This window comes from Chitinophaga pinensis, from assembly GCF_007896845.1.
GTDB lineage: Bacteria > Bacteroidota > Bacteroidia > Chitinophagales > Chitinophagaceae > Chitinophaga > Chitinophaga pinensis_C.
Window position 1 is genome coordinate 147,127 of record NZ_VOHS01000009.1, and the last position, 25,184, is coordinate 172,310.

Genomic DNA, 25,184 nt, shown 5'->3' on the forward strand with positions numbered 1-25,184 from the left:
GTCTAACACTTTCATGTGAATCTTTAACGAAACGTATCCCCTTATGAAGAGAATTGCGCTAATCGCTTTCATATTAGGAATTTTAATGGCCACAGTGGCGTATGTAGCGGAATTGAATGAGTGGACGGCTTCTCCTGAATTTATGACCATCGGTTTTGCCGGTTATGTACTGATTATCAGTGCTGCGGCTTACTACATGACTGCCGTTTTGTACGACTGGTCAAGGGAGACAGAAGTCTGGCAGGGTTGAGTCAGCTATCTCTATGACGACTGTCATTTATTCGTAGTGCAAGTTTTGCTATCTTTGCGGGGCTGAACCGGAAAAATCAGACAGATTTTCAGGCATATTATTGAAAGAAACTGCTTGATAATCAGTACCGGTGAGGCAAAAATGAAATTTTGCTCACAAGGCAAGTGTTCTTAAAATTTCTTAACGACAAAAATGGCATTACACAACAGAGTTTCTGCGGCTGAACTGAAAGTTCGGCTGGCGGCTGAAACATTTCGCCGCACCACTATCTCCTTCTATCAGTACGCAAAGATCGAAGATCCCACTGCTTTCCGAAATGAACTGTACGAACGTCTGTTTACCTTAGGGGTATTCGGTCGTATCTATGTTGCCCATGAGGGTATCAATGCACAGATCAGCGTTCCCGAATACAATGTTGACGCTTTCAGAGATGTGCTTTATTCTTATTCTTTCCTGAATGGTATCCGTCTGAACATCGCTGTTGACGATGATGGAAAATCTTTCTGGGTACTCAAAATCAAGGTACGTGAGAAAATCGTGGCCGATGGTATTGAAGATCCGACTTTCGATATGTCCAACAGAGGCCAATATCTGGATGCTAAAGCTTTTAACGAGCTGACAGAAGATCCTGATACGATCGTCGTGGATATGCGTAATCACTACGAATATGAGGTAGGGCATTTTCAGAATGCGATAGAAGTTCCTTCTGATACATTCCGTGACCAGCTGCCAATGGCGGTTGACATGCTGAAAGATCAGAAAGACAAGAATATCGTGATGTATTGTACGGGTGGTATCCGTTGTGAAAAGGCGTCTGCCTATATGTTGCACAACGGTTTCAAAAACGTATTTCATCTGGAAGGAGGTATTATTGAGTATACCAATAAGGCGAAACAACAGGGTTTGCCACTGAAGTTCAAAGGAAAGAACTTTGTGTTTGATGATCGTCTGGGAGAACGTATAACCGATGAGGTAATCAGTAAGTGCCATCAGTGTGGTAAACCTTCTGACACACATACCAACTGTGCGAATGATGCGTGTCATCTGTTATTTATACAGTGTGAAGAGTGTGCGGCAGCTTATGAAGGTACCTGTAGTGCAGATTGTAAGAACGTATTGCATCTGCCGGAAGAGGAGCGTGATGAACTGAGGAAGGGTGTTGACAAGGGGCAGATGATCTTCAATAAGTCAAAACAACGACTGCGTCCAAGATTGGAGCGCGAAAACGAGTGATTGTATATTAGTGAGAATATATAAAAATTGAGGCTGCTCAGGAAATCCCGGGCAGCCTCTTTCTATTTAATATAAATCAAACGCCTTAAAAAAAACCGCCCCGCGTTGTATCTTCTGCGGCGGGGCGGAGTAATTGAGCATGTAGAACAGTCTTATCTAACAAATGTAAACACCTGCAGAGTCCTGTTTGCATGTCCATTCTATCAACCTATATGCGAACTAAAACCTTGATGATCAACTTAATTATCGCTTAGCGCGTCGAATATCTGCCGTTGATGGGCGGATATTACGTTTTCGCCGGCTTCCAGACCACGGAGTATATATATAATGTCTCCTGCTGTCGTATACGTTTCCACTTCTCTGACCTGGATATTGTATTTGTCTTTGAAAACCAGTACAAAATTCTTACTGTGATCTGCAATGACTGCTGTTTCAGGAATCGCAATCATGTCATCTCCTTCATCACAATGCACGATCACAGCTGCTTTCATATCCGGTTTGAGTACGCCTTCCGGATCGTTCAGTACAATGTTCAGGCGTCCGGTAGCAGAGTCTTTCGGGAGATATACAGTTTCCACTTTACCATAAAACACTTTCTCCGGCAGGCTTTCGGAGATGATCTCTGCTTCATAACCTTCTTTCACATTTCTCAGATCTGCCTGCGCCACATCTATCAGTACATCCGTTTTCCGCACATTGCTATTGTTCAGTACAACTTTGCCCGGTAACTGTAGTTCCTTTTCGACAGGTTTAAAACTGGCGGTGTCAATCCTGATTGTCTTGAGCATGGTATCGCTCAGTACAAAGGTCTTGTTGGTAACACCCTCTTCAAGCTCGGGATGCTTACAGGCTGACAGGCTAAGACCTGCAGCGAATAAGATGACCAGAAGAGTGTTGCGTTTCATGACGTATTTCAGAATTACAGCAAAGCTCCGCAATCTCACTTAAAGGAGGCTTTAAAGACAATTAAAATGAGCTTAAAATGTAGAGGTGGGTGAGGATTTACTGGTGTTTATGCGGGAGTTCCACCGTAAATGTGGTGCCTTCGCCCAGTATAGAGCTGGCAGATATCTGTCCTTTGTGTAAGAGTGCGATCCTTTTGCAGATGGAAAGGCCGAGGCCATGACCGCGTACCTGATGGGAATTAGAGCCCCGGTAGAAAGGTTCGAATACTTTGGCCAGTTCGGCGGTAGGAATACCGATACCATTATCGATTACCTGTACTTGTATAGCGCTGTCAGTGAAGTCGATAGTTACTGACACGGTGTTGTCTTTTGAGAATTTAAGGGCATTATCCAGCAGGTTCAGGAACAGGACTTTCAGCAGGCTTTCATTGCCTTCGCAGGTCAGTTCAGTATCCTGTTCAGGTACTTTCAGGAAGCTGATGTCTATACGGGGAGACTTTTGTGGTTCAGTTCCCTGAGTAGCCGGTGCGTGTTTGAGTTTGATCAGATTGCCCATATCCAGCATCAGTTCGTCAATTCTGACTTCAGAAAAGACAAACTGCTGTTCGTCCAGTCCGGATTGAGCCAGCTGGAGCAGTCCGTTACTCAGGTCGGAGAGATGTTGCGCGTCTTCCAGTACGGAATTGAGGACATCAACATATATCTCCTTTTCTCTTTCTTTGGATAGTGCTACCTGTAGCTGACTGATGATGGATGCCAGCGGTGTTCTCAGTTCGTGTGAGGCATTACTCACAAAACTCTTTTGCAGGTCAAATGCGTTACTGAGGCGGATCAGCATGGTGTTGAAGTTTGCACCCAGCTGTGCGATCTCGTCTTTGCCTTTGGCATCGACCGTCATACCCTGAAGGTTATTGGCGTTGATGGTCTGTACCTGTTCCACCAGCTTATCAATCGGCTGTACCATCCGGCCGGCAAAGAAATACCCAATAATGACAAGTAATATAATAGCGACGACAATCTCAATGATGAGGATCTGACGGAGGTTCTGCAGGTTCTGGAAACCGTATTTATCAAAAGAGGTGACCAATACAATGAGGGAGACGGAGCCTTCGGTGTAGTATACACCAACCAGTTCACCGTTATCACGTTCATGACTATATTCTCCGTTCTTTTTAATATAATCCAGCAGGCGGCGGGGGGTACGGATAGCCGTATCCTTTACATTGGAGTATACGAGGTCATAAGACGGATTGTATACCAGAATGGTTTCTTTGTAAAGGTCCTGAAAGGTGGTTTTATCCAGTTTCCGCAGCAGGTCTACCTTGACGCGGTCATCTTCTATAATGACGTTGGCAATGGAGCGGGCACGGTATTCCAGACGTTCCAGATATTCCGCTTTACGGGATTGCGCAGAGAAGTAATAAGCCAGAATAGCAAAGGTGTTCAGCAGTACGAATGCTGAAATTGAGTAGGAGAGCGCTATTTTATATTTTATTTTCACTCTTCGGCGAGGTAGTATCCCATTCCTGTTTTGGTGTGCAGGAGCTTATTATCAAAATCTTTGTCGATCTTTTTACGGAGGAAGTTCATGTATACTTCGATGACGTTGGTACCGGTATCGAAGTCGATATCCCATACTTTCTCGGCAATGACCAATTTAGAGATTACCTTTCCTTTATGGAGGGCCAGGAATTCCAGCAGCTGGTATTCTTTGGCTGTCAGCGCGATCTTTTTACCCGCACGGGTCACTTCTTTTTTCTCACGGTCTATCTCAAGGTCACCGATAATGATCTTATACTGATTATTTTCCTGTACTTCTGAGCCGGCGCGTTTGAGGAATACCCTGATACGTGCCATCAGTTCTCTGAAGTCGAAGGGTTTTACCAGATAATCATCTGCGCCCAGTTCGAAGGCCTGCATTTTATCATCCATACCACCGAGGGCGGTCAGCATAATAATAGGGATGGCGTTGTTTTTACGGCGGATCACTTCGCATACTTCGTATCCGTTAGCATGAGGGAGGTTCAGGTCGAGGATAACCAGGTCATAGTTATTACTGGCGGCGAGGCTTTTGCCCATACGGCCGTCATAGGCAACGTCTACTTCAAAGCCATTCTCTTCCAATCCCTTTTTTACGGTATTAGCCACTTTGATTTCGTCTTCAACTACGAGTATGCGCTGCATAATATTAATATGTTTCTCCGGCCTGAAGATACGAGTTTGCTTTCAGTATCGGTTGTCCGGGTTGCGGTTAAAGCTGTCAGTTTTGTCGTTGTTGGTTAAAACTGACACCGGGAAGTAAATATTCAGGGGTTTAAGCCCTTTCATATTTACTTCCCGGCGGGTATGAAGATAATGAATACTTTATGCCGGACGGTAGGCGGTCTGGTATTCATCCTGCTGTAATTATTCCAGTTCCATCAGTATTTCGAACACTTTCTCATACTCTTCAGTTGCCTGTTTCAGTTCTTTTCCAAGCTGATTATATTCGGCTTCCAGCTGCTGGAACTTTTTCCTGTCGGCATATATATCAGGATTGTTCATGGCAGTTTCGATGGTCACTTTTTTCTCATTCAGTTTGGCCAGTTGTTCTTCCAGTTGCTGGAACTGACGTTTGTATTTCTGTAGTTCCTTTTGTTTTTCTTTGTCAAAAGGTACGTTTTTCTGTTGAGTATCAGTTTTGGCGTTGTTCTTATTACCGGAATTGTTGTTGTTATTATTGTTATTCGCTGGTCGCTCTGTCTTTACTTCTTTTTTTTTGACTCGTTGGCATTTTTATCGCCGGCAGCGAGTTTAGCCGCATCTGCCTGACGTTTTTTGAATTCTTCCCATTCAGTGTAGGTGCCTTTGAATTCTTTAATCTCGCCGTCAACGATTTCCCAGATCTTGTTGGCGGTCTGGCTTACGAAGTAACGGTCGTGCGATACGAGTACATAGGTACCATCATATTGGGCCAATGCGTCAATCAGCATCTGTACGGAGTTCATATCCAGGTGGTTCGTCGGCTCATCGAGCAGCAGGAAGTTTGCCTGACTGATGATTGTTTTAGCCAGTGCCACACGTGCTTTTTCACCTCCGGACAGGATCTTGATCCTTTTATATACATCGTCTCCGGTGAAGAGGAAGCAACCCAGCAGGGCGCGAAGTTCAACTTCTGTACGACCGCTACCGAAGTTTTTCAGTTCGTCGAGGATCTCACTGTTCAGGTCAAGGCTTTCCAGCTGGTGCTGTGCATAGAAGCTTTGTACGACGTTGTGACCGCCGATACGTTCACCTTCCATGGGTTCAACGCCGGCTATTACACGCAGCAGGGTGGATTTACCTTTACCATTCGCACCGATGAGGGCGATTTTATCACCACGGTTGATCTCTGCGCTGGCATTTTCGAGAATGGTCAGATTACCAAAGCGTTTGGTAACGTTATTAAGTGTGGTAATGATCTTACCCGGCATTTTATCGGGGGTAAAGTTGATACGGATCTTGGAAGGACCGTTATCAACCTGTTCCACTCTTTCGAGTCTGTCGAGGCGTTTGGCAATACTTTGTGCCTGTGCAGCTTTGGAAGCTTTCGCTTTAAAGCGCTCGATGAAACGTTCCTGCTGGCGGATGTAATCCTGCTGGTTTTCATAAGCACGTTGCTGCATTTCACGGCGCAGGTCTTTTTCCTGTTCGTAGTCTTCGTAGTTACCGGTATAGTGGTGTAACTGTTGCTGATAGAGTTCTACGATCTTGTTCACCATTCTGTCCAGGAAGAAACGGTCGTGCGATACGATAATCACGGCGCCGTTGTAGCCGAGGAGGTATTTCTCCAGCCATTCGATGGAAGGGAGGTCAAGGTGGTTGGTCGGCTCATCGAGCATGAGTACATCCGGCTGTTGCAGGATCAGTTTTGCCAGGAGTACGCGCATACGCCAACCTCCGGAGAACTGGCTGTAGGGACGTTCGAGATCGGCGGTGGAAAAGCCGAGGCCTTCCAGTACCTGAGCGGTTTTATGCCGCATATTATAACCGTCGAGGGCTTCAAATTCATGGAGCTTGTCGGCATATTCCATGAGCAGGGCTTCTGCTTCATTGGTTTCCAGTTCGAGAGTGATACGCTCAATGTCTTTTTCCAGTTTGAGGGCGGCCTCAAAAGCTGTCATGCCCACATTCAGGATAGATTCATCAGATTCAAAACTGAGGAGATCCTGATTAAAGAATCCGAGTGAGAGGTTTTTAATCTTGTTTACGCTACCTTTTGAAACGGTGTATTCACCATTGATGACACGCAGAATGGTAGATTTTCCGGTTCCGTTCAATCCGATCAGACCTACGCGGTCTCCCGGTACAATGTGCCATGAAGCATCTTCAACAATGGCCCTTGCGCCAAACTCAAAAGTGATATCCTGTAGTGCTATCAGCATGTGCAAATTTAATTGAGAGGTGCAAAGTTAGTGCTTTTCGGGGAGAGTCCCTAGGGGTGAAGGCACTTCTATCGACTGATTCGATTATCTTTGGAGCCAAAAGTGAAATAAAACATGAGGTCAGCTATATTTCTGGTTATCATCGCGTTCTTTGCCTGTAATGAATCTGTTAAGAAATCACCTGCCGGAGACGCAGCACAGGAGCACCTGAAGGCGCCGTATGCTGCACAATTTTATGACTCTCTGAAGGTAACGATGGATGCTTATTATGACCTGACCGATGGTTTTTCTCAGGGAAATGCGACCTATGTTAACAAATGGTCAGCAATTCTGAAACAGCATGTTGACAGTCTGCCGTTACAGGCATTACAGATGGATGCTGTAAAACTGGAGGCGATCCGTAGTACAACCGGTAGTATCAGTGCGGATCTGGCGGGCGTGTTGGGAGAGCAGGATATGGAGGAGAAGAGGGCCGGTTTCGGGATGGTGTCTGACATGTTGTATGATATTATTCAGGCGACGGGACTGAAAGGGAACACGATTTACCGGCAGTATTGCCCGATGGCATTTAATGACCGCGGTGCGTATTGGATGAGTAAAAGCAGTAAATTACAGAATCCCTTTTTCGGTAACGGAATGCTGGGTTGTGTGGAGGTTACGGACAGTTTAAGTTATTAAACTTTACACATGAGGTAAGAATGCAGTGAGGGCCATTACATTTGATATACAAAAATGCCGTCATTTTTCTTAACTTCGCAAGCCGATTTTATAGGCTATTTAAAATCAATATAAAAGCAAACAGCAATCAGCTGTAGAATAACAGCTCAAATCGTATGATCAACATTACATTACCGGATGGCGCAGTTCGTCAGTATGAAGCAGGAGTAACTGCAATGGATGTTGCCAAATCCATCAGCGAAGGATTGGCAAGAAAAGTTTTGGCCGCAAAATTTAATGGCGAGGTGACGGATGCGTCCCGCCCCATTACAACGGATGGCACGCTGCAGCTATTGACATGGAACGATACGGACGGTAAATCTACCATGTGGCACTCTTCTGCCCACCTCATGGCGGAAGCACTGGAAGCCCTGTATCCCGGAGTGAAATTAGGTATCGGACCTGCTATTGAAAACGGGTTCTATTACGATATTGACCTTGGTGGACGCAGCATTTCAGAAGAGGATCTGCAGAAGATCGGTGATAAGATGGCTGAACTGGCTAAAAAGAACAGTGTCTATGAGCGTCGTGACGTGAGCAAAGCTGAAGCAGAAAAATATTTCACTGAGAAGAATGATGAGTACAAGCTGGAACTGATCAGGGACCTGCAGGATGGTACTATCACTTTCTATACACAAGGTAACTTTACGGACCTGTGTCGTGGACCACACATCCCGAACACCGGTTTTATCAAAGCTATCAAGCTGACCAACATTGCCGGCGCTTACTGGCGTGGTAATGAGAAGAACAAGATGCTGACCCGTATCTATGGTATCACTTTCCCTACACAGAAGGAGCTGGATGATTATCTGCACCTTGTGGAAGAGGCGAAAAAACGTGACCACCGTAAACTGGGTAAAGAACTGGAACTGTTCACTTTCTCTGAAAAAGTAGGCCTTGGTCTTCCTTTATGGCTGCCAAAAGGTGCTATGCTGCGTGAACGCCTGCAAAGCTTCCTGCAGAAAGCTCAGATCGAAAGTGGTTATATGCCGGTGGTAACGCCGCATATCGGTAACAAAAACCTGTACATCACTTCCGGTCACTACGAGAAATATGGTAAAGACAGTTTCCAGCCGATCCATACACCTGAAGAAGGTGAGGAGTTCATGCTGAAACCGATGAACTGTCCGCACCACTGTGAGATCTATAAATCCAGTCCGAAAAGTTATAAAGACCTGCCGGTACGTTTCGCAGAATTCGGTACAGTATACCGTTATGAGCAGCATGGTGAACTCCATGGTCTGACCCGCGTACGTGGATTTACTCAGGATGATGCGCACCTTTTCTGCCGTCCTGACCAGGTAAAAGAAGAATTCTGTAAAGTAATCGACCTCGTACTGTATGTGTTCAACAGTCTGAATTTCACCGATTATACCGCTCAGATCTCCCTGCGTGATCAGGAAGACAGGGCTAAATACATCGGTAGCGATGAAAACTGGAACCTCGCGGAACAGGCGATTATTGAATCTGCAGCTGAGAAAGGCCTGAAAACTGTAGTAGAGTACGGTGAGGCGGCGTTCTACGGACCAAAACTGGACTTCATGGTGAAAGACGCCCTCGGCCGTAAATGGCAGCTGGGTACTATCCAGGTGGACTATAACCTGCCAGAGCGTTTCGAACTGGAGTATGTAGGTGCTGATAATCAGAAACATCGCCCTGTAATGATCCATCGTGCACCATTCGGTTCACTGGAACGTTTCATTGCGGTACTGATCGAACACTGTGGCGGTAAATTCCCTCTGTGGCTGACGCCGACTCAGGTGAAAATCCTGCCAATCAGTGATAAGAACCAGGAATATGCAGAAAAAGTAGCAGAATTGCTGAAAAATGTTGAAATTCGCGCAGAAATTGATGATCGTAGCGAGAAAATAGGGAAGAAGATCAGGGAAACTGAACTTGCAAAAATACCTTATATGCTCGTTATCGGTGAAAAGGAAGCTGCTGAAAGCAAAGTCGCAGTACGCAGACAAGCAAAAGGCGACCTCGGCTCGATGGACATTGATCAATTCATTGCTCTTGTAAAAGAGGAAGTAGTTAGCAGAAAACCGTTCGAATAATTCAATTCTATACAAAAGATCATAAAATATATTTTTAACTAATTGAACTTTTGTATTTTCGGGTACGTTAATTGCTTTATAGTCCATAGATTACAGATGACTGTCTGCGGATTCAGATCACCCGCCGGGCGACCAATCTCAAAGACGCTGTTCGTGGACTATGGACCACATACTGACAATTATTAATTAGTAACTTTATTTTTTTTAATGCCACAAGGACCCAGACCAAGTTTTAACAGTAACAATCCCAACAGGGGTAGAAATCCTAACTTTCGCAGAGAACAACAGCAAGAGCACCGCACGAACAGAATGATTCGTGTGCCTGAGGTGCGATTGGTAGGTGAAAACATTGAGGTTGGGGTATATCGTACAGAGGAAGCCCTGCGCATGGCAGAAGAGCAGGGGCTGGATCTGGTTGAGATTTCCCCTAATGCCGTACCTCCGGTATGCCGTATCATCGACTATAACAAATTCCTCTACGAGAAGAAGAAGAAGGAAAAAGAGATGAAGGCGAAAGCTCATAAGAGCGAGGTGAAAGAAATTCGTTTTACGCCAAATACAGATGACCATGACTTCGATTTCAAGGCAAAACATGCGGAGAAATTCCTGAAGGATGGTAACAAGGTAAAAACATATGTACAGTTCAAGGGTCGTGCGATCATGTTTAAAGAACGTGGTGAGCTGATTCTGCTGAAGTTCGCTGAAAGGCTGGCTGAAGTAGGCGCCCTCGAAGGTATGCCAACGATGGAAGGTAAACGCATGATTGCGATCTTCGCACCTAAGAGTGCCAAGAAGAAATCTGATGGACCAAAAGAAGACCGTCCAAAAGATGATCGTCCGAGAGAAGATCGCCCTCAGCAACCAAGAGAGCCGCGTCCAGCGCCTACTCCATCTGAAGGTAAACCTGAGTAATAGGAACTTAATCCGCTTTATTTACTTGGTGCAATTATATCGAATGAACCCGGGACCTGTGTTCCGGGTTTTTTTGTTTGTAGTCCTCCTTACTATTTCCTCCATATAGTCACAGATAGGGAATACTTATGTTTAACAACAGATAAATCAAATACCCAAATTCATTATATTGGGTAAGTTTTGACACAATATGCAGGAAAAAATCATTTGTTTTTTAATTGACGACGACGACGACGACCAGGAAATTTTTGCCCTGGCACTTAGCTCGATAGACACGGATATTACTTGCGTCACTGCAAATGACGGAATCGAAGCGCTGAACAAATTGAATATTGACAGTGACTTCCTGCCTGACTTTATTTTCCTTGACCTGAATATGGTACGGATGAACGGGAGGGAATGCCTGACCGAAATAAGAAAACTGCCACGCCTGAAAGAGACGCCCGTAATTATATACTCCACTTCCTCTGAGCAGAAAGATATCACTGAAACAAAGCAGTTAGGAGCCACTGATTATATCATAAAGCCTCCCAGCATCTCTATACTTGTCAAAAGATTGGAGCAAGTTTTGAGAAGTAGAACAAAGACGATTTAGATACTTTATGGAACTAACCAAGACCTTAACCCCTGAATTCCTCACCGGCGGAGGTGAAATGGGGGAATTGATTCGCTCCAGGGATTGGTCTGAAACGCCATTAGGACCTGTAGAAGCGTGGCCCCAAAGTTTGAAGACCTGTGTACGTATTATGCTTACTTCACAGCAACCCATGTTTGTTTGGTGGGGCAGCGACCTGATTAACCTGTATAACGATGCATATAGAAGTATTCTCGGGGGAAAACATCCTGCCGTGCTGGGTAGTCCTGCCAGTGAGGTATGGACGGAGATCTGGCATGAGGTAGGACCGAGAGTAGATGCATGTATGCAGCAGAACGTCGGTACCTACGATGAGTCTTTGTTATTACTGATGGAACGGAATGGCTATCCGGAAGAAACTTACTACACATTCTCCTATAGTCCTGTGCCGGGCGACAAGGGGGGCACCAGCGGTATTATCTGCGCAAATACGGATGATACACAGCGTATCCTCGGAGAACGGCAACTCCGGACATTGAAAGACCTTGGAAGGTATCTGGCAGAAGCAACGGATGATACAGATGTATATACCCGTGCTGTAGAGATACTAAAGGAAAATCCTGCGGATTTCCCCTTTGCCTGTCTTTACGAACTGGATATACAGTCAGCCAGCCTGCGTATGACCGCAAAAACAGCTGCCTCGTTATCGACAGCTGCACTGCCGCCAGAGCTTTTACTGGAAAGCGGGATCGCCGGTGAATGGCAATTCCCTTACGTAGTTGCCCATAACCGCACCGCAACCATAGAAGGGCTCCGGGAGAAATACGGCACACTGCCTTCGGGTAGTTGGAAGATAAGTCCGGATCAGGCAGTAGTGATCCCGGTGATGCAAAATGGACAGGATTGCCCGTTTGCTTTGCTTGTCGTAGGACTTAGTCCGCACCGCCAACTGGACGAAAAATACGCCAGTTTCTTTCAACTGGTAGCCGACCAGATTGCAAGTAACATTGTTAATGTACATACAGTAGAAGAAGCCCGTAAAAGAGCCGCAGCCCTGCTGGAAATAGACAGGGCCAAAACTGCTTTTTTCAGTAATATCAGTCATGAGTTCCGGACGCCACTGACATTGATGCTTGGTCCGCTGGAGGAACTATTGTCGCAACAGGATGGTGTCCTGAATAAGCAACAGGAGGCGAATGTCGCCGCTACACATCGTAACGCTATGCGTTTACTGCGGCTGGTAAATACCCTGCTGGACTTCAGCCGTATTGAAGCAGATAAGGTAAAGGCGCAGTATTTCCCGGTGAACCTCAGTGATGTGACGACCGACATTGCCAGTACGTTCCGGGCAGCGGTAGAACATGCCGGTCTGCAGTTTAATGTGAGCTGTAAAGACCTCTCTATGGCGGCCTATGTAGACCGTGACATGTGGGAGAAGATCATACTTAATCTGTTATCCAACGCATTTAAATACACCTTACAGGGCAGCATCAGTGTTATTCTGGAGGAAGACGACCAACACGCCGTATTGCTCGTACGTGATACCGGGGTTGGTATTCCGGCGTCGGAACTGCCTAATATGTTTGAACGTTTCCATCGCGTTAAACAAAGTAAAGGACGCTCTTTTGAAGGAACGGGTATCGGACTTTCTCTTGTCAGAGAATTGGTTCAGTTACACAACGGCGATATCAGTGTGGAGAGTGAGGAAGGTAAAGGCAGCACGTTTGTCGTAAGAATACCCCTTGGAAGAGCGCATCTGCCGGAAGAACAGGTGGTAGAAAAAACCGCTATGGTTGACGATTATGGTACAGGTCTCAGCGAAGCATATGTCAATGAGGCCATGTATTTCAGCAGGCAGGATGATGGCAATGGCATCGATATAAATAAGATCGAAGAAGGTGATGAAAAAGCACGTATCCTGATCGTTGATGATAATGCTGACATGCGTGACTATCTGCATCGTCTGCTCGAAAAACACTATTACATCGAAACAGCTGCCAACGGAAAACTGGCACTTGAGAAAATAGATACGCATCAGCCGGAACTGATCATCAGTGATGTGATGATGCCGGAGATGGATGGTATCGAGCTATTGCACCATGTGAAACACAATCCGGTAACGCATTCATTACCAGTCATTCTGGTGTCAGCGAGAGCAGGAGAGGAAGCGACGATTGAAGGTTATGATATTGGTGCGGATGATTATCTGACAAAGCCATTTTCTGCGAGAGAATTACAGGCAAGAGTACGTGCACAGATCAGGGTTTCACGTTTACACCGTCATGCGCTGGATATCCTTCAGCACAGCGCGGAGGAACTTGAAAAGAAAGTAGAAGCACGTACCTCAGAGTTGTTGCGTAAGAATTCAGAGCTCGAGCAGTTTGCGTATATCGCCAGTCATGACCTGCAGGAACCGTTGCGTAAGATCAGGACATTTTCTGAGTTGTTACAGAAAAGTCTGCAGAAAGGTAATCCCGTTAATAACTATTTTGAGAAGATCCAGTCATCCGCAGAGAGAATGACGCAACTGATCAAAGATGTGCTGGATTATTCGCGTCTGTCTAATACAGAAGAAAAGTTTGTACCAATAGATCTTAACACCATTTTACAACAGGTAAAAGGCGATTTTGATCTGCTGATAGAACAGAAACAGGCGGTGATAAAAAACAGTACGCTGCCCGTTGTAAAAGGGATCCCTTTACAACTCCAACAGCTCTTTACCAATCTGATAGGTAACTCGCTCAAATTCTGTGAGAATCAGCCACTTATTACTATTTCAGCATCGCCGTTGCCAGCTCCGGAAATACCGTTTTATCCGGGTTTACAAGAGGAGATTTCTTATGTAAAACTGGAATTTTCAGACAACGGAATTGGCTTCGAACAGCAATTCGCAGAGAGAATATTTGCGATCTTCCAACGCCTGAATGAACGTAAAGTATATTCGGGTACCGGCATAGGATTAGCGCTTTGTAAGAAGATCGTAGAGAACCATCATGGGGTGATCAGGGCGAGCGGAAAGCTAAACGAAGGGGCCACATTTACCGTAATATTACCAGCTTAATATACCGGCAGGATATCAAACAAAAAGAGGAACTGATCAGTCAGTTCCTCTTTTTGTTTGATTCGTCCGTCGCAATCATTACTGCGGATAACCGGAGAAATAGAACCCGGGGTGTTCTATACTTTTTAACTGGGCCAGTTTACCTTCCTGACTGTCCACAAGGAAATCCATCGTAAACCTGTCATTACGGATATAATCCAGCAAAGGCTTCATCTCAGTAGCAATCAGTGCCGCATTACCACCAAAGGTTTGTCCGGTAAATTTAAATACCCCATCGTTTGTTTTGGTGTATGTGAAAGGATATTCAGCCAGATACAGGTTGTTATTCTGAATGACGTAGACATCTACATTCATGATTCCCTGTGTCACATCAAAGGCAAACTCAGTGTAATACAGGGTCAGACGATATGGACCGGTACGGATCGCATTCGCAGCGGTGGAGTAAATAGTCGTAAAGTCTGCTGACCATCCCGGTAATGCCTGTGGAGGAACGATCAGGGAAGAGAAGTCAACACCTAATAGTCTATGTGCAGGGACTACTGAAGTGGGGGAGACTTTTACTTCAACCCGTTGACCATTTACCGTCACATAGAAAACTTCTTTCACCGGATCCCAGAAGACTTCATGGAATGTATTGCCATTATATGTAATCGGCGTATTCAGATAGAGTCCATTCAATGTATAATAGTAGCCGGTTGATAATAGTTGTACCTGTCCTGCGTCGTCGATGTAGATCAGGGTAAAGTTTTTGGCAAAGGAATTCACACTAACCTGTAGTTTCCGGCCATCGCTGAACTGAAGATACAACCATGGGTTCTGCGCCATATAGCTTTCTACATTGTCGATCAGCGAAGCCAGATTACCCGCCGCATAGGCTTCCGCTTCTGCCTGCGTGGCTTTTATCAGTACCATTTTGGTGTTGTTCGCGATACCGGTCAGCTTGATCGTATCTGCAGAAACGGCGTCAATACTGTATTCAAAGTCGATCGCATAACCCTGTCCTGTAGCTCCGCCATAGACATTTGGATCGGGATCGGAAAGCAGGTGCAGATAGGAGTAGGTATCAAACAGGATAGACGGCCGCTGTACTGCTTTCAGGCGGTAAGTGCTTTCCAGTCCTGTGGAAGCAGCATCCAGTGTTACATCGCTGTACATGGTTACGCGGTCATTGGTTCCAAATTTCAGATAGAAGGCATATCCGCCACCAGCATCAGGATAAACCGCCGTTTTCCAGCCGTGGGTACTTCCTGTTAAAGTAGCCTTATATTCTTTCATGGCTTCTTCCAAACGCTCCTCCGGTTTCTCTCCAAAGAGCGATTCGGTTTTATCCTTCGAGCATGCGGCAAAGAGGAATGCCAGCAATATAATATATAGTCTGTTATAAAGCATGTTTCCTGTTTTACAAGTTATCAATTGCATCCTGTACGCGGGTCTGGAGGCGGTAGAAGTCTATATTGTAATTCTCCATGAAGTAGCGTACTACGATCTCTTCTTTCTGACGGAATTTGGCCTGCGCATCATCGGGTGCGTCTGCGATAATGGCTTCATAACCGTCTTTGCCTTCTACCAGCATCGTGGAGATCATTTCTACAAAGTCTTCATCAGGGGCACTGCGCGCATACTGTGTGATAAATCCTCTTTCAAGCGCTTCTGCCAGTGTATAGTCATTCCAGCTACCGGTATAACCCGTGGAGATGCGTTTATATTCTACAGGGTACATGATGGTCTGGTGCAGGATATGCGCGAATTCGTGGTGAATGGTATGCAGCATTTCCTTTACAAAGGGCTTATCAGTGAGTGTAAAATCATTCAGCCAGAACAGCACGATTTTACGACCACCTTCCGCTGTACCAAGGGTGATAGTATTGTTTGAATTGAACTGCGGACTACCTACGAGCACAAACTGTTTCTGACAATAGGTCTTGAAGAATGTCTCGCCGGCTTCTGCGATGTAAGGCGCGATCCATGTTTTCTGGATAGTGCTCATCACTGGTTGCACCTTATTTTCCATAACCGGTACCAGCGTTTTATCCAGTGTCAGTTCGTAACGTTCGAAGCGGTATTTGACTTCGATATTGAATGGTTTTGTGAAAACGGAATCCAGCCAGAAATCCAGTGGTCCTTTTTCCCAGGTTTCTCCTCCGAGTCCGGGGATGTTAACGCTATCTATTTTATCATCCTTTGTACAGGCCATCAGGCTGCCGAAGAAGATAAATACCATGAGCAATTTTATCTGCATTTGTTTCATAGTCAATTAGTTTTACCGTATTAACGGGGGTTCTGTTGAATGCCGGCCAGTACAACTTCCTGTGGTAACTGGAAGAGACGGCGTGGGTCATTAGCGGTCAGGGTAGCTGATTCCCCCGTTACGCTGGTATGTGTAATTGGAAGGTCGTAGCGTAAGATGTCAAACCAGCGGGTACCTTCCTGTATAAACTCCGCCCGTTTGAAATCGAGCAGGGCGCCGATGAGTGCTGTTTTGAGATCATTGGTGCCATAGAAGTTTCTCAGCTTGCTGTCTGTGATCTTGAAGTTGTTGGTATAGTTCTCGATACGCATGCTGGCGTAATCGTCGAGATCATTTTTGGCAGCGGTGTTATTGCCCAGATAGATATTCGCCTCGATACGGTTGAACAGGGCTTCTTCTGCTGTGAAAAGCGGAAAGATGGTGTAAGGCACCCCGATATCTGCATTCGCGCTGGAGCGTACGAAATGCTCGCGGAATTTCAGGACTACCCAGTTCTCCGTACTTCCTCTGTAATAGAGTGGCTGTATCCATGTGGAGCCGGTTACGTTTCTGAAGATGAATAATTCATACACCAGATCTGTTCTTAAACCATAGCGATAGCTGGCTACGGATCGGGCCCAGTTGGAAGGTGTTTCTACGAGTAACAGATTCGCTGTTTCGGATGCTTTGGTATAGATGGCCTCCATTTCAGTACCGGTCAGCTGACTATATACCGTCACCCATGGACGCAGATTGGTTTTGAAGTTTCCACCCGGAAAAACATTGTTTGAATAGGTGATTACTTTCTGGTAATCCTTTTTAAACAGGTAAAAGCGGGCCGCAAAGGCATTGGCGGCGGCTTTGTTAAAATGGTATTTAGGCACCTTGTAGGAGGTATTGTCCAGCAACGGTAAACCTGTTAGCAGGTCTTTTTCGATCTGCTCATATACATAGGCGACTGTCTTCCTTTCATACTTCGCATTAACGACTTTCTCCGGTGTAGTGACATAGGGAATGCCAGGGTCCTGTGCTGCTGTTGTAGCGTTGTATACTTTGGAGAACAGGGTCACCAGCATAAAGTGATTATATGCGCGGGCTACCAGTGCTTCTCCTTTTTGCGCGTTGTAGTCCTCCGGATTGTCTGCATTTGCAATTGCCTCCAGCGCCTGATTACAAGCGGCTATAGACTGGTAGCAGGCATTCCAGTAGTTGGTAGGAGAGCCCTGTTCCCTTTCTGTCACATCGCGGAAAAAGTAAGGGTTGGTATTGATCTGTTCCGTCAGGAAACCACCGGTACCTTTGTCGGCTGCATTATCGGAGGCGGCTTCTGTGAAGGTGGCATAGTCTGCCTGCGGATAGGCAGTGGCTAACAATTCGGCTACTTTCTCTACCGAGTTAAGCTGTGTACGCTGGTCAGGAGACTGCTCCAGATATTTCTTACATCCGGCAGCCGTGATCAGTGTTGCAGCAAGTATATAGTAAGTTATCTTTTTCATCATTACATGGTTTTTACGTTATAAACCTGCTTTCAGGGAAAGGGTGAACTGTCTTGGGATCGGCAGTGCAACACCTCCGGAATTGAAGAATTCGGGATCCTGTCCGTTAAGACGGTCGTCGGAATAGATCAGCCATACGTTATTGGCCACCAGACTGACGGACAGGTTGTTAAATCCGGCCCTGCGGATCATCTTAGGAGAAAGATTGTATGCAACGGATACCTGTTTCAGTCTGACAAAATCACCATTGGCTACGCGGGCGGTGGAATAGTTGTAATTGTTGTAGGGATATGCACCGTCCAGTAGCGAATTGCCCAGTTTGTCGAGTACAGAAGGTACGTCTGTACGGGTTTCATCTCCCGGCAGTGTCCAGCGATTCAGGAAGTCATTTGAACTGGCATCCAGATCGGTGTACTGCTGTTTGAAGCCCGGGTTCAGCCTGATCTTATTACCTGTGCTGTATGTCACCAGAGCAGAAAGTGAGAAATTGCTGTAACGAAGGGTATTGAACCAGCCACCGGTCAGAGTCGGATCAACCGGACCATTGTAAACTAGGTTATTTACCTTGTCGCTCTGCAGGTATACGTTTCCGCTTTTCTGTCCATCCTGATTGGTGAATACAGGTGTACCGTCTTTTGGATTTAATCCTTCAAACGGAATGGAGTATAAGCCACGTACCGGGTGACCAACAGTAGCACCACCATCCGCAACTACAAGATCCCAGATGATAGGAAGGTTTTCCAGTTTGGTGATCTTTCCTTTGTTATAGCCGGCTGTTAATTGTGTACGGAGTCCCCATGTTTTGTTATCGACAATTTTATAGGCAGCAGTAGCTTCCACACCATGGGATTTCATATCACCGTAGTTGGCAATTTTTACGCTTTCGCCACCGATACCAGAGGTACGGATAGGGCCGATGAGATCAAATCCTTTACGCAGATAACCATCGATGGTGAAGGTCAGTCTGTCCTGAAACAGGCCTGCATCGATACCGACGTTGGTTTCGTATTGTTTCTCCCAGGTCAGTTCTGAGTTTTCCAGACTCTGGATATAAATTACAGATTCTATTTCTGAAAGATAAGGACGTTTGGCGCTACGGTTCTGCAATACGACACTGGAGTTACGCGCATTACCCATACTACCTGTCAGACCGTAAGTGGCGCGGAGTGTCAGCCGGTTCACCGTTTCCTGTCTGCGCATAAAGTCTTCTGTATCCACGTTCCATGAGCCACTGACGTTCCAGGTAGGCAGCCAGCGTGCAGTGCGGGATTCGCCGAGGAGGTTGGATCCGTCATAGCGGATGCTGGCATTGAAGTTATATTTTCCTTTATAGGAGTAGGCAGCATTGGCGAGGTATGCCAGATAACGGTCATAGTTTTGCGTAATGCCGAAATAGTTGAAGTTATTTTCGATGTTTTGTTTGATGATATTAGGATCGATGAATGGTACGCCTCCTTTATCGAATTGGTATCCATAGCCATCGAACTGTCTGTTCTGGCGGTTAGCATAACGTAATTCCTGCGATCCGAGGAAATTCACCATATGCTTATCATTCCAGGTTTTATTCCATTCGATCATGTTACGGAAGTAATAGCTGACGAGGTAATCATCTTCCGTTGTATAGATACCACCATAAGGTAATACCACTACCGGTTCAGCTTCAGGATCGTCCGGATTGCGATAGAGGAAGCGGTTACGGGAGCGGATGGTAGCATCACCTGCGGCACGGTATGCCTGTGGCATATTGGAATTCTCCTTGATCTTGTGTTCCTGTGTGGATTTCACATAGCGGAGATTGCCGAGGAAGGTGTATTTCAGATTTTTAAGGATCTTATAGGAGAAATCGCCTTGCAACTTGATATCGAGCTGGGTCAGGTCGATATAGTTGTTGTTCATTTCATTGACGATATTGAAAGGAGCGAAGTTGCGGGTGAAATATTCGAGATCCCCTTTTTCATCATAAGCGGTCAGGGCACGGCTGGTATTGAGCGCGTAGCTATATGGGTTGATATCAAAGTCACGGTCGAATTGTCCGCTTACCGCATTACTGTTCCTGTTCAGGGTACCCGGTACGCGCTGATCGCGGATCACTCCCTGCGTAATAAAACCGAAGGATACCTTGTCGTTGATGTTGTAGTTGGCCCTTACGTTACCCGTAAAGCGTTTTACTTTATCTGCCAGTGTCCAGCCCTGATCCTGCAGGAAACTGGTGGACACATAGAGTTGTGATTTATCGGTACCTGAGGATACGCTGAGTGAGTGTTCCTGCATAAAGGAGTTGCGGAACAATACATCAAACCAGTTGGTATTGGCTTTAGCGTAACGCTCAAGGAACTGGCGTTTGCTTTCGGGACTGTTATATAGTCCGAAGGTACCATTGGTAGCGTTGTATTTGTCTATCAGATTATACATCTTGGTATAGACACCGCCATTTTCAGCGCGGGTAGCGTCGGAATGGTTCAGCCATCCTTTCAGGGAGAGTTCGTTATAGAAAGCCATCTGATCGTCCGAGTTCATGATATCGAACTGGCTATAGGTCGGTTTCAGATAGGTGGAGAAGTTGCCGGTATAGGAAATAACAGGTTTACCAACCTTACCTTTTTTCGTTGTTACGACCACCACACCATTCATCGCACGCGCACCATAGAGAGCGGTAGCTGCTGCGTCTTTCAGGATCTGAAAGCTTTCGATATCATCCGGGTTAAGACCGGCGACGGAGGAGCCCAGCAGGGTAGCGGGGTTACCGGTGGAAAGCTGTTCGTTGGAGACATTGATGACGTCTTCCAGTACAACACCATCGACCACCCAAAGCGGTTTGTTATCGCCGGTGATGGAGGTGGCGCCACGCACGCGTATTTTAGGTGCGGCACCAAAGGTACCGGATACGTTTTGTACGCTGACGCCGGCTACCTGACCTTCCAGCATACGGCTCACATCGGTGATACCATCACGTTTGATATCGGAGGCCTTGACATTGGCGGCGGCACCCGTGAAGAGTTTACGGTCAATTGTCTGGTAACCGGTAACAACGACCTCTTTCAATGCGCTGACGTCTTCATCCAGAATGACGTTGAGAGGTTCCGTAGAGGAAGCTTTCATTTCGCGGGATTTGTACCCGACCATGGAGAAGGTGAGTGTAGCTCCTTTTTTTACTTTTAACGTATAGGCGCCTGCGGCATCTGTGACGGTTCCGTTAACGGTACCTTTTTCTATTACGTTAATACCTGGGATAGCTTCCGGGCGGCCATTCTTACCATAGATCCTCACAATACCGGTAGCTGTTTCAGTAACAGGTTGTTGAAATAATCCATAGGTACCGGGCGAAACGGTTTCCGTCATGACGGGGGCAGCATTTACATGCAGCTGGCCGAATGCACTGCATACGAGCAGGCATAGCCACTTTGCTTTTGGGTTTAGAATGTACATACTACAGATTTTGGTTACCCTTCAACGGGTTAAAAGGAAAACATTTATATGATATTAGGATAATTGCAAGGTTTCTACATACAGTGCTCTGTTACGAACCCCTCTACTAACTTACGCAATATTTTCCTTTTCTTTGTGAATCAATCCGTCACGTTTTGCAGAGAAGAGACTTACGCGTTATATTAATATCACTGATTGTCAGTTTTGTTTTAACGGGGACCAAATTTGCTGCATGGTTCCTGACCCACTCTGTAGCCATCCTTTCTGATGCGCTGGAATCGATTATCAACGTAGTGGCGGGGGCTTTTGCCTGTTATAGTATTTATCTTACCCGGAAACCGAAAGATGAAAATCATCCTTATGGGCATGGGAAGGTGGAGTTTTTTTCTATTGGTTTTGAGGGGGCGATGATCTTTATTGCCGGTTGTCTTATTCTTTTCAAGGCAGGGCAATATATCTTTATTCCTACGGAACTGAATAAACTGGATAAGGGTGTCTGGCTGGTAGGCGGTACGACAGTGGCCAATCTGTTATTGGGACTTTTTCTGGTGCGGGAAGGAAAGAAACTGAATTCTATGACGATCACCGGTAACGGGCAGCACATTATGACGGATGTATACAGCAGTCTCGGATTGATTGCCGCTTTGCTGCTCATACACTTTACCGGCTGGCAATGGATAGATCCGGCAGCATCCGCGCTGATGGGCGTATTAATTTTACGTCAGGGATATCAGCTGCTGCGGACGTCAATTTCCGGTCTGATGGATGAAACGGATATGCGTGTAGTGGACAAGGTGATACAGGTATTGTCTGCGCATCGTGCGGCACGCTGGATAGATGTACATAATATGCGGGTGCAGCAATATGGTAACAACTATCATATTGATTGTCATCTGACTTTACCCTATTATCTGGAACTCAGTGACGCGCATGAAGAATTAAAGGCGATCGAACGACTGGTGAATGATGCGTTTTCCTCCGGAGAAGTGGAATTTTTTATACATACGGACCCTTGCATTCCGTCCTGTTGTCATTATTGTCAGATGGAAAATTGTCCTGTACGGCAGGATGCTTTTACAGGGATGATTGAATGGAAGAGAGAAAATGTCCTTCCCAACAGGAAGCATGGGGAGTAATTATTCCTCCCCATCCTCAGTACCATGTCCTAAGATGGCACTTACCGGTTTTACCGCACGGTAGATATTCCGGTTGTATTTATTTCCAAGAATGATAATTGTGGAAGTATCTTTTATGATACGGTTGAACACGGTGTTATTGCCGTGCCACCAGCCATTGTGGTAAACGATCTCGCTACTGTCAGGGTAAACCATGAGTCTCCAGCCAAGGCCGTAATTACGGATGCCGGGTTTTTCGTGGCTATAAGGCGTATAAGCTGCCTTAATGGTTTCCGGAGAGAACAGCTGACCGTTATACAGTGCCTGATCCCATTTGAGCATGTCTCTGGCAGTACTGTAGATACCTTTATCACCAAACACGCCATCGAAGTAGGTGTCAGGTTCCAGTTGTCCGTTGTATTTATGACTGGCTGTCTGGTGGGCGCGTACAGCGCTTGCCGGATCATATACAAAGGTATTGGTCATGCCCAGAGGATTGAAAAAGGTCTGCTGCATGAACTCGGCATACTTTTGTCCGCTTACTTTCTCAATAATTGCACCCAGCAGCATGTAATTCGTATTACAATACTGGAAATGTGTGCCCGGTGCATGCTGGATACGCGGACGATGTTTTATCATCAGCTGGATCACATCGTCATTGGAAAGGAATTTATCCTTATCCGGCCAGATGCTGTCGCAGAAGTAAAGATAGTTAGGCAGGCCGCTACGGTGGGAGAGCAGCATCTGCAGGGTAATACCCTTATATGGAAACTGAGGATAATATTTCTGTACGGAGTCCTGCAGGCTGAGTTTTCCTTTTTCCATCAGGGAAAGGATGCCCATTGCGGTAAAAGTCTTGGAAACGGAGGCCAGCTGGAAAGAGGAGCTATCATTGATAGCGGAGTTCTTGTTGCGGTAGTTTTCCAGCCCGTGGTATTGTTCAAAAATGACAACACCTTTTTTAGCGACAATCATGGAACCATTAAAGCCACCGCGAACCATATCCTTGTAGAAACTGTTTAATTCTACCTGCTGTGCTTTGGTGGAGGGGGCGTTAAGAACGGCCATGGCTGTTTCGCTTAACACTTCTGTCCTCGGAGTATCTGCTTTATTTTTACCTTCTTTATTATTTGCTGCATTGCTCTGACAGGCTGTAATTGCGTACAAGGCCATGCCAGAAATAGTTAATACGATATAAGCTGCTTTCATCTGCTAGTTAGAGTCGGTTCTGTTTCTGCTTACTTAATTGTAAAGGCGCCAAAATTAGCCCCGGATGAATTGTTACGCAAAAAAAACAGTCGCCAAAACACGATTTTAAAGGTATTTTAAGATTTAAAGGACAAAAACGCCTAAAAAAGGGCCAAATTCGACTTAAATTTTGACGAAATCAAATTCGGAGGGCAGACTGTTTGATAATTGCTGAACATCTTTTAGGTTTGTGCCTTCGTTTTGGCATATTACAATTATTAAGCCAATTGTTTATTGCAGTTGGTAACGCATAAAATATAATCAATGGATCAGCAAAAGTTGACAAGTTATCCGAAGGAGAAGATCAATATTTTATTGTTGGAAAATATCAGCGATGCCGCAGCTGCGGAGTTTTCATCGGCGGGGTATGCCAATGTAAAAAGATTGTCGGGCGCATTAGGTGAGGAAGATCTGATCCGTGAAGTGAAAGACGTTCATCTGCTGGGTATCCGTTCGAAGACACAGGTTACCAAGAAAGTACTGGAAGCTGCCACCAAGTTACAGGCGGTGGGCTGTTTCTGTATTGGTACCAATCAGGTAGATCTGAAGAGCGCCCGTGAGATGGGGGTGGCTGTATTCAATGCTCCATATTCCAATACCCGTTCTGTAGCAGAACTGGTGATAGGGTTGTCTATCATGCTGATCCGCCGTATTCCTGATAAGAACGCGGCTGCACATGAAGGTATCTGGATGAAGGAAGCAAAGGGTAGTTACGAACTGCGTGGTAAGTCACTTGGTATTGTAGGATATGGTAATATCGGTAGTCAGGTCAGCGTACTGGCGGAGGCTCTTGGTATGAATGTATTCTATTACGATGTGGAAACAAAACTGCCATTGGGTAATGCGGTTCAGTTACGTTCATTGGAAGCACTGTTCGGGCAGGCGGATATTATTTCCCTGCACGTTCCGTCTACAAAGACTACCGCAAACATGATCAATAAAGAAACTCTGAAACACGCGAAGAAGGGCGCTATTTTCATTAACTACGCCCGTGGCGAAGTAGTGGAACTGGATGACCTGAAGGATGCGCTGGTAAGCGGCCAGCTGTCAGGTGCAGCGATCGATGTGTTCCCGGTTGAACCTGAGAAAAATGGTGCAGCATTTTCTACTCCTTTGCAGAAATTATCCAATGTAATTCTGACGCCACATATCGGTGGTAGCACAGAAGAAGCACAGCATAATATTGGTCTGGATGTGAGTGCAAAAATGCTGAACTATCTGGAGAAAGGTGCGAGCTTTGGTTCTCATACCATTCCGGCTATCAGCGTACCGGCTGTAGATCATACACACCGTATCCTGCACATTCATCAGAACGTTCCGGGTGTGCTGTCAGAGATCAACACTGTATTGTCTCAGAATAAGATCAACATTCTGGGTCAGTATCTGAAGACGAATGACGCGATTGGCTATGTGGTACTGGACGTGGATAGCAAGTTATCCAAAGAAGCATTTGCATTACTGAAAGATGTGAATCATACGATTAAAACAAGACTGCTTTACTAAGCAGCATATGAGATAAAAAAAGGCGATCGCTGAACAGCGATCGCCTTTTTTTATCTC

General features: G+C 45.8%; 19 protein-coding genes. 9 read left to right on the forward strand and 10 right to left on the reverse strand.

All coding sequences use genetic code 11. The annotated features are described in order from the left end of the window. Positions 1-43 precede the first annotated feature (43 nt). Positions 44-250, forward strand: coding sequence for a hypothetical protein (locus tag FEF09_RS11875; RefSeq protein ID WP_146305313.1), 207 nt, complete (start codon positions 44-46; stop codon positions 248-250). 192 nt (positions 251-442) lie between these two features. Then, a complete protein-coding gene (locus FEF09_RS11880; protein ID WP_146305314.1) occupies positions 443-1,483 on the forward strand; it encodes a rhodanese-related sulfurtransferase in 1,041 nt (346 codons plus the stop codon). 239 nt (positions 1,484-1,722) lie between these two features. Here the strand turns inward: FEF09_RS11880 and FEF09_RS11885 are convergent, their stop codons facing one another. The 5 genes from FEF09_RS11885 to FEF09_RS11900 all read right to left on the reverse strand — a co-directional run bounded on the left by FEF09_RS11885 (position 1,723) and on the right by FEF09_RS11900 (position 6,791). Further along, positions 1,723-2,388 carry an efflux RND transporter periplasmic adaptor subunit gene (locus FEF09_RS11885; RefSeq protein WP_146305315.1) on the reverse strand — a complete coding sequence of 222 codons (666 nt, stop codon included), beginning with the start codon at positions 2,386-2,388 and terminating at the stop codon, positions 1,723-1,725. Positions 2,389-2,485: 97 nt separating this feature from the next. Beyond that, positions 2,486-3,889 carry a sensor histidine kinase gene (locus FEF09_RS11890; protein ID WP_146305316.1) on the reverse strand — a complete coding sequence of 468 codons (1,404 nt, stop codon included), beginning with the start codon at positions 3,887-3,889 and terminating at the stop codon, positions 2,486-2,488. Beyond that, positions 3,886-4,572, reverse strand: a complete 687-nt coding sequence (locus FEF09_RS11895; RefSeq protein ID WP_146305317.1) for a response regulator transcription factor — start codon at positions 4,570-4,572, stop codon at positions 3,886-3,888. Before FEF09_RS11895 ends, FEF09_RS11890 begins: the two co-directional genes overlap by 4 nt. 222 nt (positions 4,573-4,794) lie before the next feature. After that, positions 4,795-4,986, reverse strand: coding sequence for a hypothetical protein (locus FEF09_RS32860; protein WP_315898154.1), 192 nt, complete (start codon positions 4,984-4,986; stop codon positions 4,795-4,797). Positions 4,987-5,132: 146 nt separating this feature from the next. Further along, positions 5,133-6,791 carry an ABC-F family ATP-binding cassette domain-containing protein gene (locus FEF09_RS11900; RefSeq protein ID WP_261387430.1) on the reverse strand — a complete coding sequence of 553 codons (1,659 nt, stop codon included), beginning with the start codon at positions 6,789-6,791 and terminating at the stop codon, positions 5,133-5,135. 114 nt (positions 6,792-6,905) lie between these two features. Between FEF09_RS11900 and FEF09_RS11905 the strand changes: the two genes are divergently transcribed. From FEF09_RS11905 to FEF09_RS11925, 5 genes are all read left to right on the forward strand, one after another. Further along, positions 6,906-7,469, forward strand: coding sequence for a DUF3347 domain-containing protein (locus FEF09_RS11905; protein WP_146305318.1), 564 nt, complete (start codon positions 6,906-6,908; stop codon positions 7,467-7,469). 155 nt (positions 7,470-7,624) lie between these two features. Continuing rightward, complete coding sequence (thrS, locus tag FEF09_RS11910; protein ID WP_146305319.1) at positions 7,625-9,565, forward strand: threonine--tRNA ligase; 1,941 nt, start codon at positions 7,625-7,627, stop codon at positions 9,563-9,565. Between the two features lie 207 nt (positions 9,566-9,772). Beyond that, entirely contained in the window at positions 9,773-10,477 is a 705-nt protein-coding gene (gene infC / locus FEF09_RS11915; protein ID WP_146305320.1) for a translation initiation factor IF-3, read from the forward strand. A gap of 190 nt (positions 10,478-10,667) precedes the next feature. Further along, positions 10,668-11,072, forward strand: a complete 405-nt coding sequence (locus FEF09_RS11920; RefSeq protein ID WP_146305321.1) for a response regulator — start codon at positions 10,668-10,670, stop codon at positions 11,070-11,072. Positions 11,073-11,079: 7 nt separating this feature from the next. Continuing rightward, positions 11,080-14,112 (forward strand): ATP-binding protein, encoded by a 3,033-nt coding sequence (locus FEF09_RS11925; RefSeq protein ID WP_146305322.1) that lies wholly within the window; start codon positions 11,080-11,082, stop codon positions 14,110-14,112. A 78-nt stretch (positions 14,113-14,190) separates the two neighbouring features. Here FEF09_RS11925 and FEF09_RS11930 read toward each other — a convergent pair whose 3' ends face one another. Genes FEF09_RS11930 through FEF09_RS11945 form a run of 4 tightly spaced genes read right to left on the reverse strand, consistent with a single transcriptional unit; the run spans position 14,191 to position 21,261 of the window. Continuing rightward, positions 14,191-15,501, reverse strand: a complete 1,311-nt coding sequence (locus tag FEF09_RS11930) for a DUF4302 domain-containing protein (RefSeq protein ID WP_186774306.1) — start codon at positions 15,499-15,501, stop codon at positions 14,191-14,193. 10 nt (positions 15,502-15,511) lie between these two features. Continuing rightward, on the reverse strand, positions 15,512-16,360 hold the full coding sequence (locus FEF09_RS11935) for a putative zinc-binding metallopeptidase (RefSeq protein ID WP_146305324.1): 849 nt from the start codon (positions 16,358-16,360) through the stop codon (positions 15,512-15,514). 20 nt (positions 16,361-16,380) lie between these two features. Then, positions 16,381-17,838 carry a RagB/SusD family nutrient uptake outer membrane protein gene (locus FEF09_RS11940; RefSeq protein ID WP_315898153.1) on the reverse strand — a complete coding sequence of 486 codons (1,458 nt, stop codon included), beginning with the start codon at positions 17,836-17,838 and terminating at the stop codon, positions 16,381-16,383. A gap of 15 nt (positions 17,839-17,853) precedes the next feature. Continuing rightward, positions 17,854-21,261 (reverse strand): SusC/RagA family TonB-linked outer membrane protein, encoded by a 3,408-nt coding sequence (locus tag FEF09_RS11945; protein WP_146305325.1) that lies wholly within the window; start codon positions 21,259-21,261, stop codon positions 17,854-17,856. A gap of 155 nt (positions 21,262-21,416) precedes the next feature. On the opposite strand from FEF09_RS11945, the gene FEF09_RS11950 reads away from it, so the two are divergent. Continuing rightward, positions 21,417-22,397 (forward strand): cation diffusion facilitator family transporter, encoded by a 981-nt coding sequence (locus FEF09_RS11950; RefSeq protein WP_146305326.1) that lies wholly within the window; start codon positions 21,417-21,419, stop codon positions 22,395-22,397. Here FEF09_RS11950 and FEF09_RS11955 read toward each other — a convergent pair whose 3' ends face one another. Next, a complete protein-coding gene (locus FEF09_RS11955) occupies positions 22,398-23,585 on the reverse strand; it encodes a serine hydrolase domain-containing protein (RefSeq protein WP_146305327.1) in 1,188 nt (395 codons plus the stop codon). Positions 23,586-23,888: 303 nt separating this feature from the next. Here FEF09_RS11955 and serA point away from each other — a divergent pair, with 303 nt between their 5' ends. Beyond that, complete coding sequence (gene serA, locus FEF09_RS11960) at positions 23,889-25,127, forward strand: phosphoglycerate dehydrogenase (protein WP_146305328.1); 1,239 nt, start codon at positions 23,889-23,891, stop codon at positions 25,125-25,127. Positions 25,128-25,184 lie beyond the last annotated feature (57 nt).

Coding starts and splice junctions, on each gene's coding strand:
- FEF09_RS11955 (WP_146305327.1), bottom strand. CDS start 23,585: ATGAAAGCAGCTTATATCGTATTAACTATTTCTGGCATGGCCTTGTAC.
- FEF09_RS11900 (WP_261387430.1), bottom strand. CDS start 6,791: ATGCTGATAGCACTACAGGATATCACTTTTGAGTTTGGCGCAAGGGCC.
- FEF09_RS11895 (WP_146305317.1), bottom strand. CDS start 4,572: ATGCAGCGCATACTCGTAGTTGAAGACGAAATCAAAGTGGCTAATACC.
- FEF09_RS11945 (WP_146305325.1), bottom strand. CDS start 21,261: ATGTACATTCTAAACCCAAAAGCAAAGTGGCTATGCCTGCTCGTATGC.
- FEF09_RS11920 (WP_146305321.1), top strand. CDS start 10,668: ATGCAGGAAAAAATCATTTGTTTTTTAATTGACGACGACGACGACGAC.
- FEF09_RS11925 (WP_146305322.1), top strand. CDS start 11,080: ATGGAACTAACCAAGACCTTAACCCCTGAATTCCTCACCGGCGGAGGT.
- infC (WP_146305320.1), top strand. CDS start 9,773: ATGCCACAAGGACCCAGACCAAGTTTTAACAGTAACAATCCCAACAGG.
- FEF09_RS11885 (WP_146305315.1), bottom strand. CDS start 2,388: ATGAAACGCAACACTCTTCTGGTCATCTTATTCGCTGCAGGTCTTAGC.
- serA (WP_146305328.1), top strand. CDS start 23,889: ATGGATCAGCAAAAGTTGACAAGTTATCCGAAGGAGAAGATCAATATT.
- thrS (WP_146305319.1), top strand. CDS start 7,625: ATGATCAACATTACATTACCGGATGGCGCAGTTCGTCAGTATGAAGCA.
- FEF09_RS11875 (WP_146305313.1), top strand. CDS start 44: ATGAAGAGAATTGCGCTAATCGCTTTCATATTAGGAATTTTAATGGCC.
- FEF09_RS11940 (WP_315898153.1), bottom strand. CDS start 17,838: ATGATGAAAAAGATAACTTACTATATACTTGCTGCAACACTGATCACG.
- FEF09_RS11935 (WP_146305324.1), bottom strand. CDS start 16,360: ATGAAACAAATGCAGATAAAATTGCTCATGGTATTTATCTTCTTCGGC.
- FEF09_RS11930 (WP_186774306.1), bottom strand. CDS start 15,501: ATGCTTTATAACAGACTATATATTATATTGCTGGCATTCCTCTTTGCC.
- FEF09_RS11905 (WP_146305318.1), top strand. CDS start 6,906: ATGAGGTCAGCTATATTTCTGGTTATCATCGCGTTCTTTGCCTGTAAT.
- FEF09_RS11880 (WP_146305314.1), top strand. CDS start 443: ATGGCATTACACAACAGAGTTTCTGCGGCTGAACTGAAAGTTCGGCTG.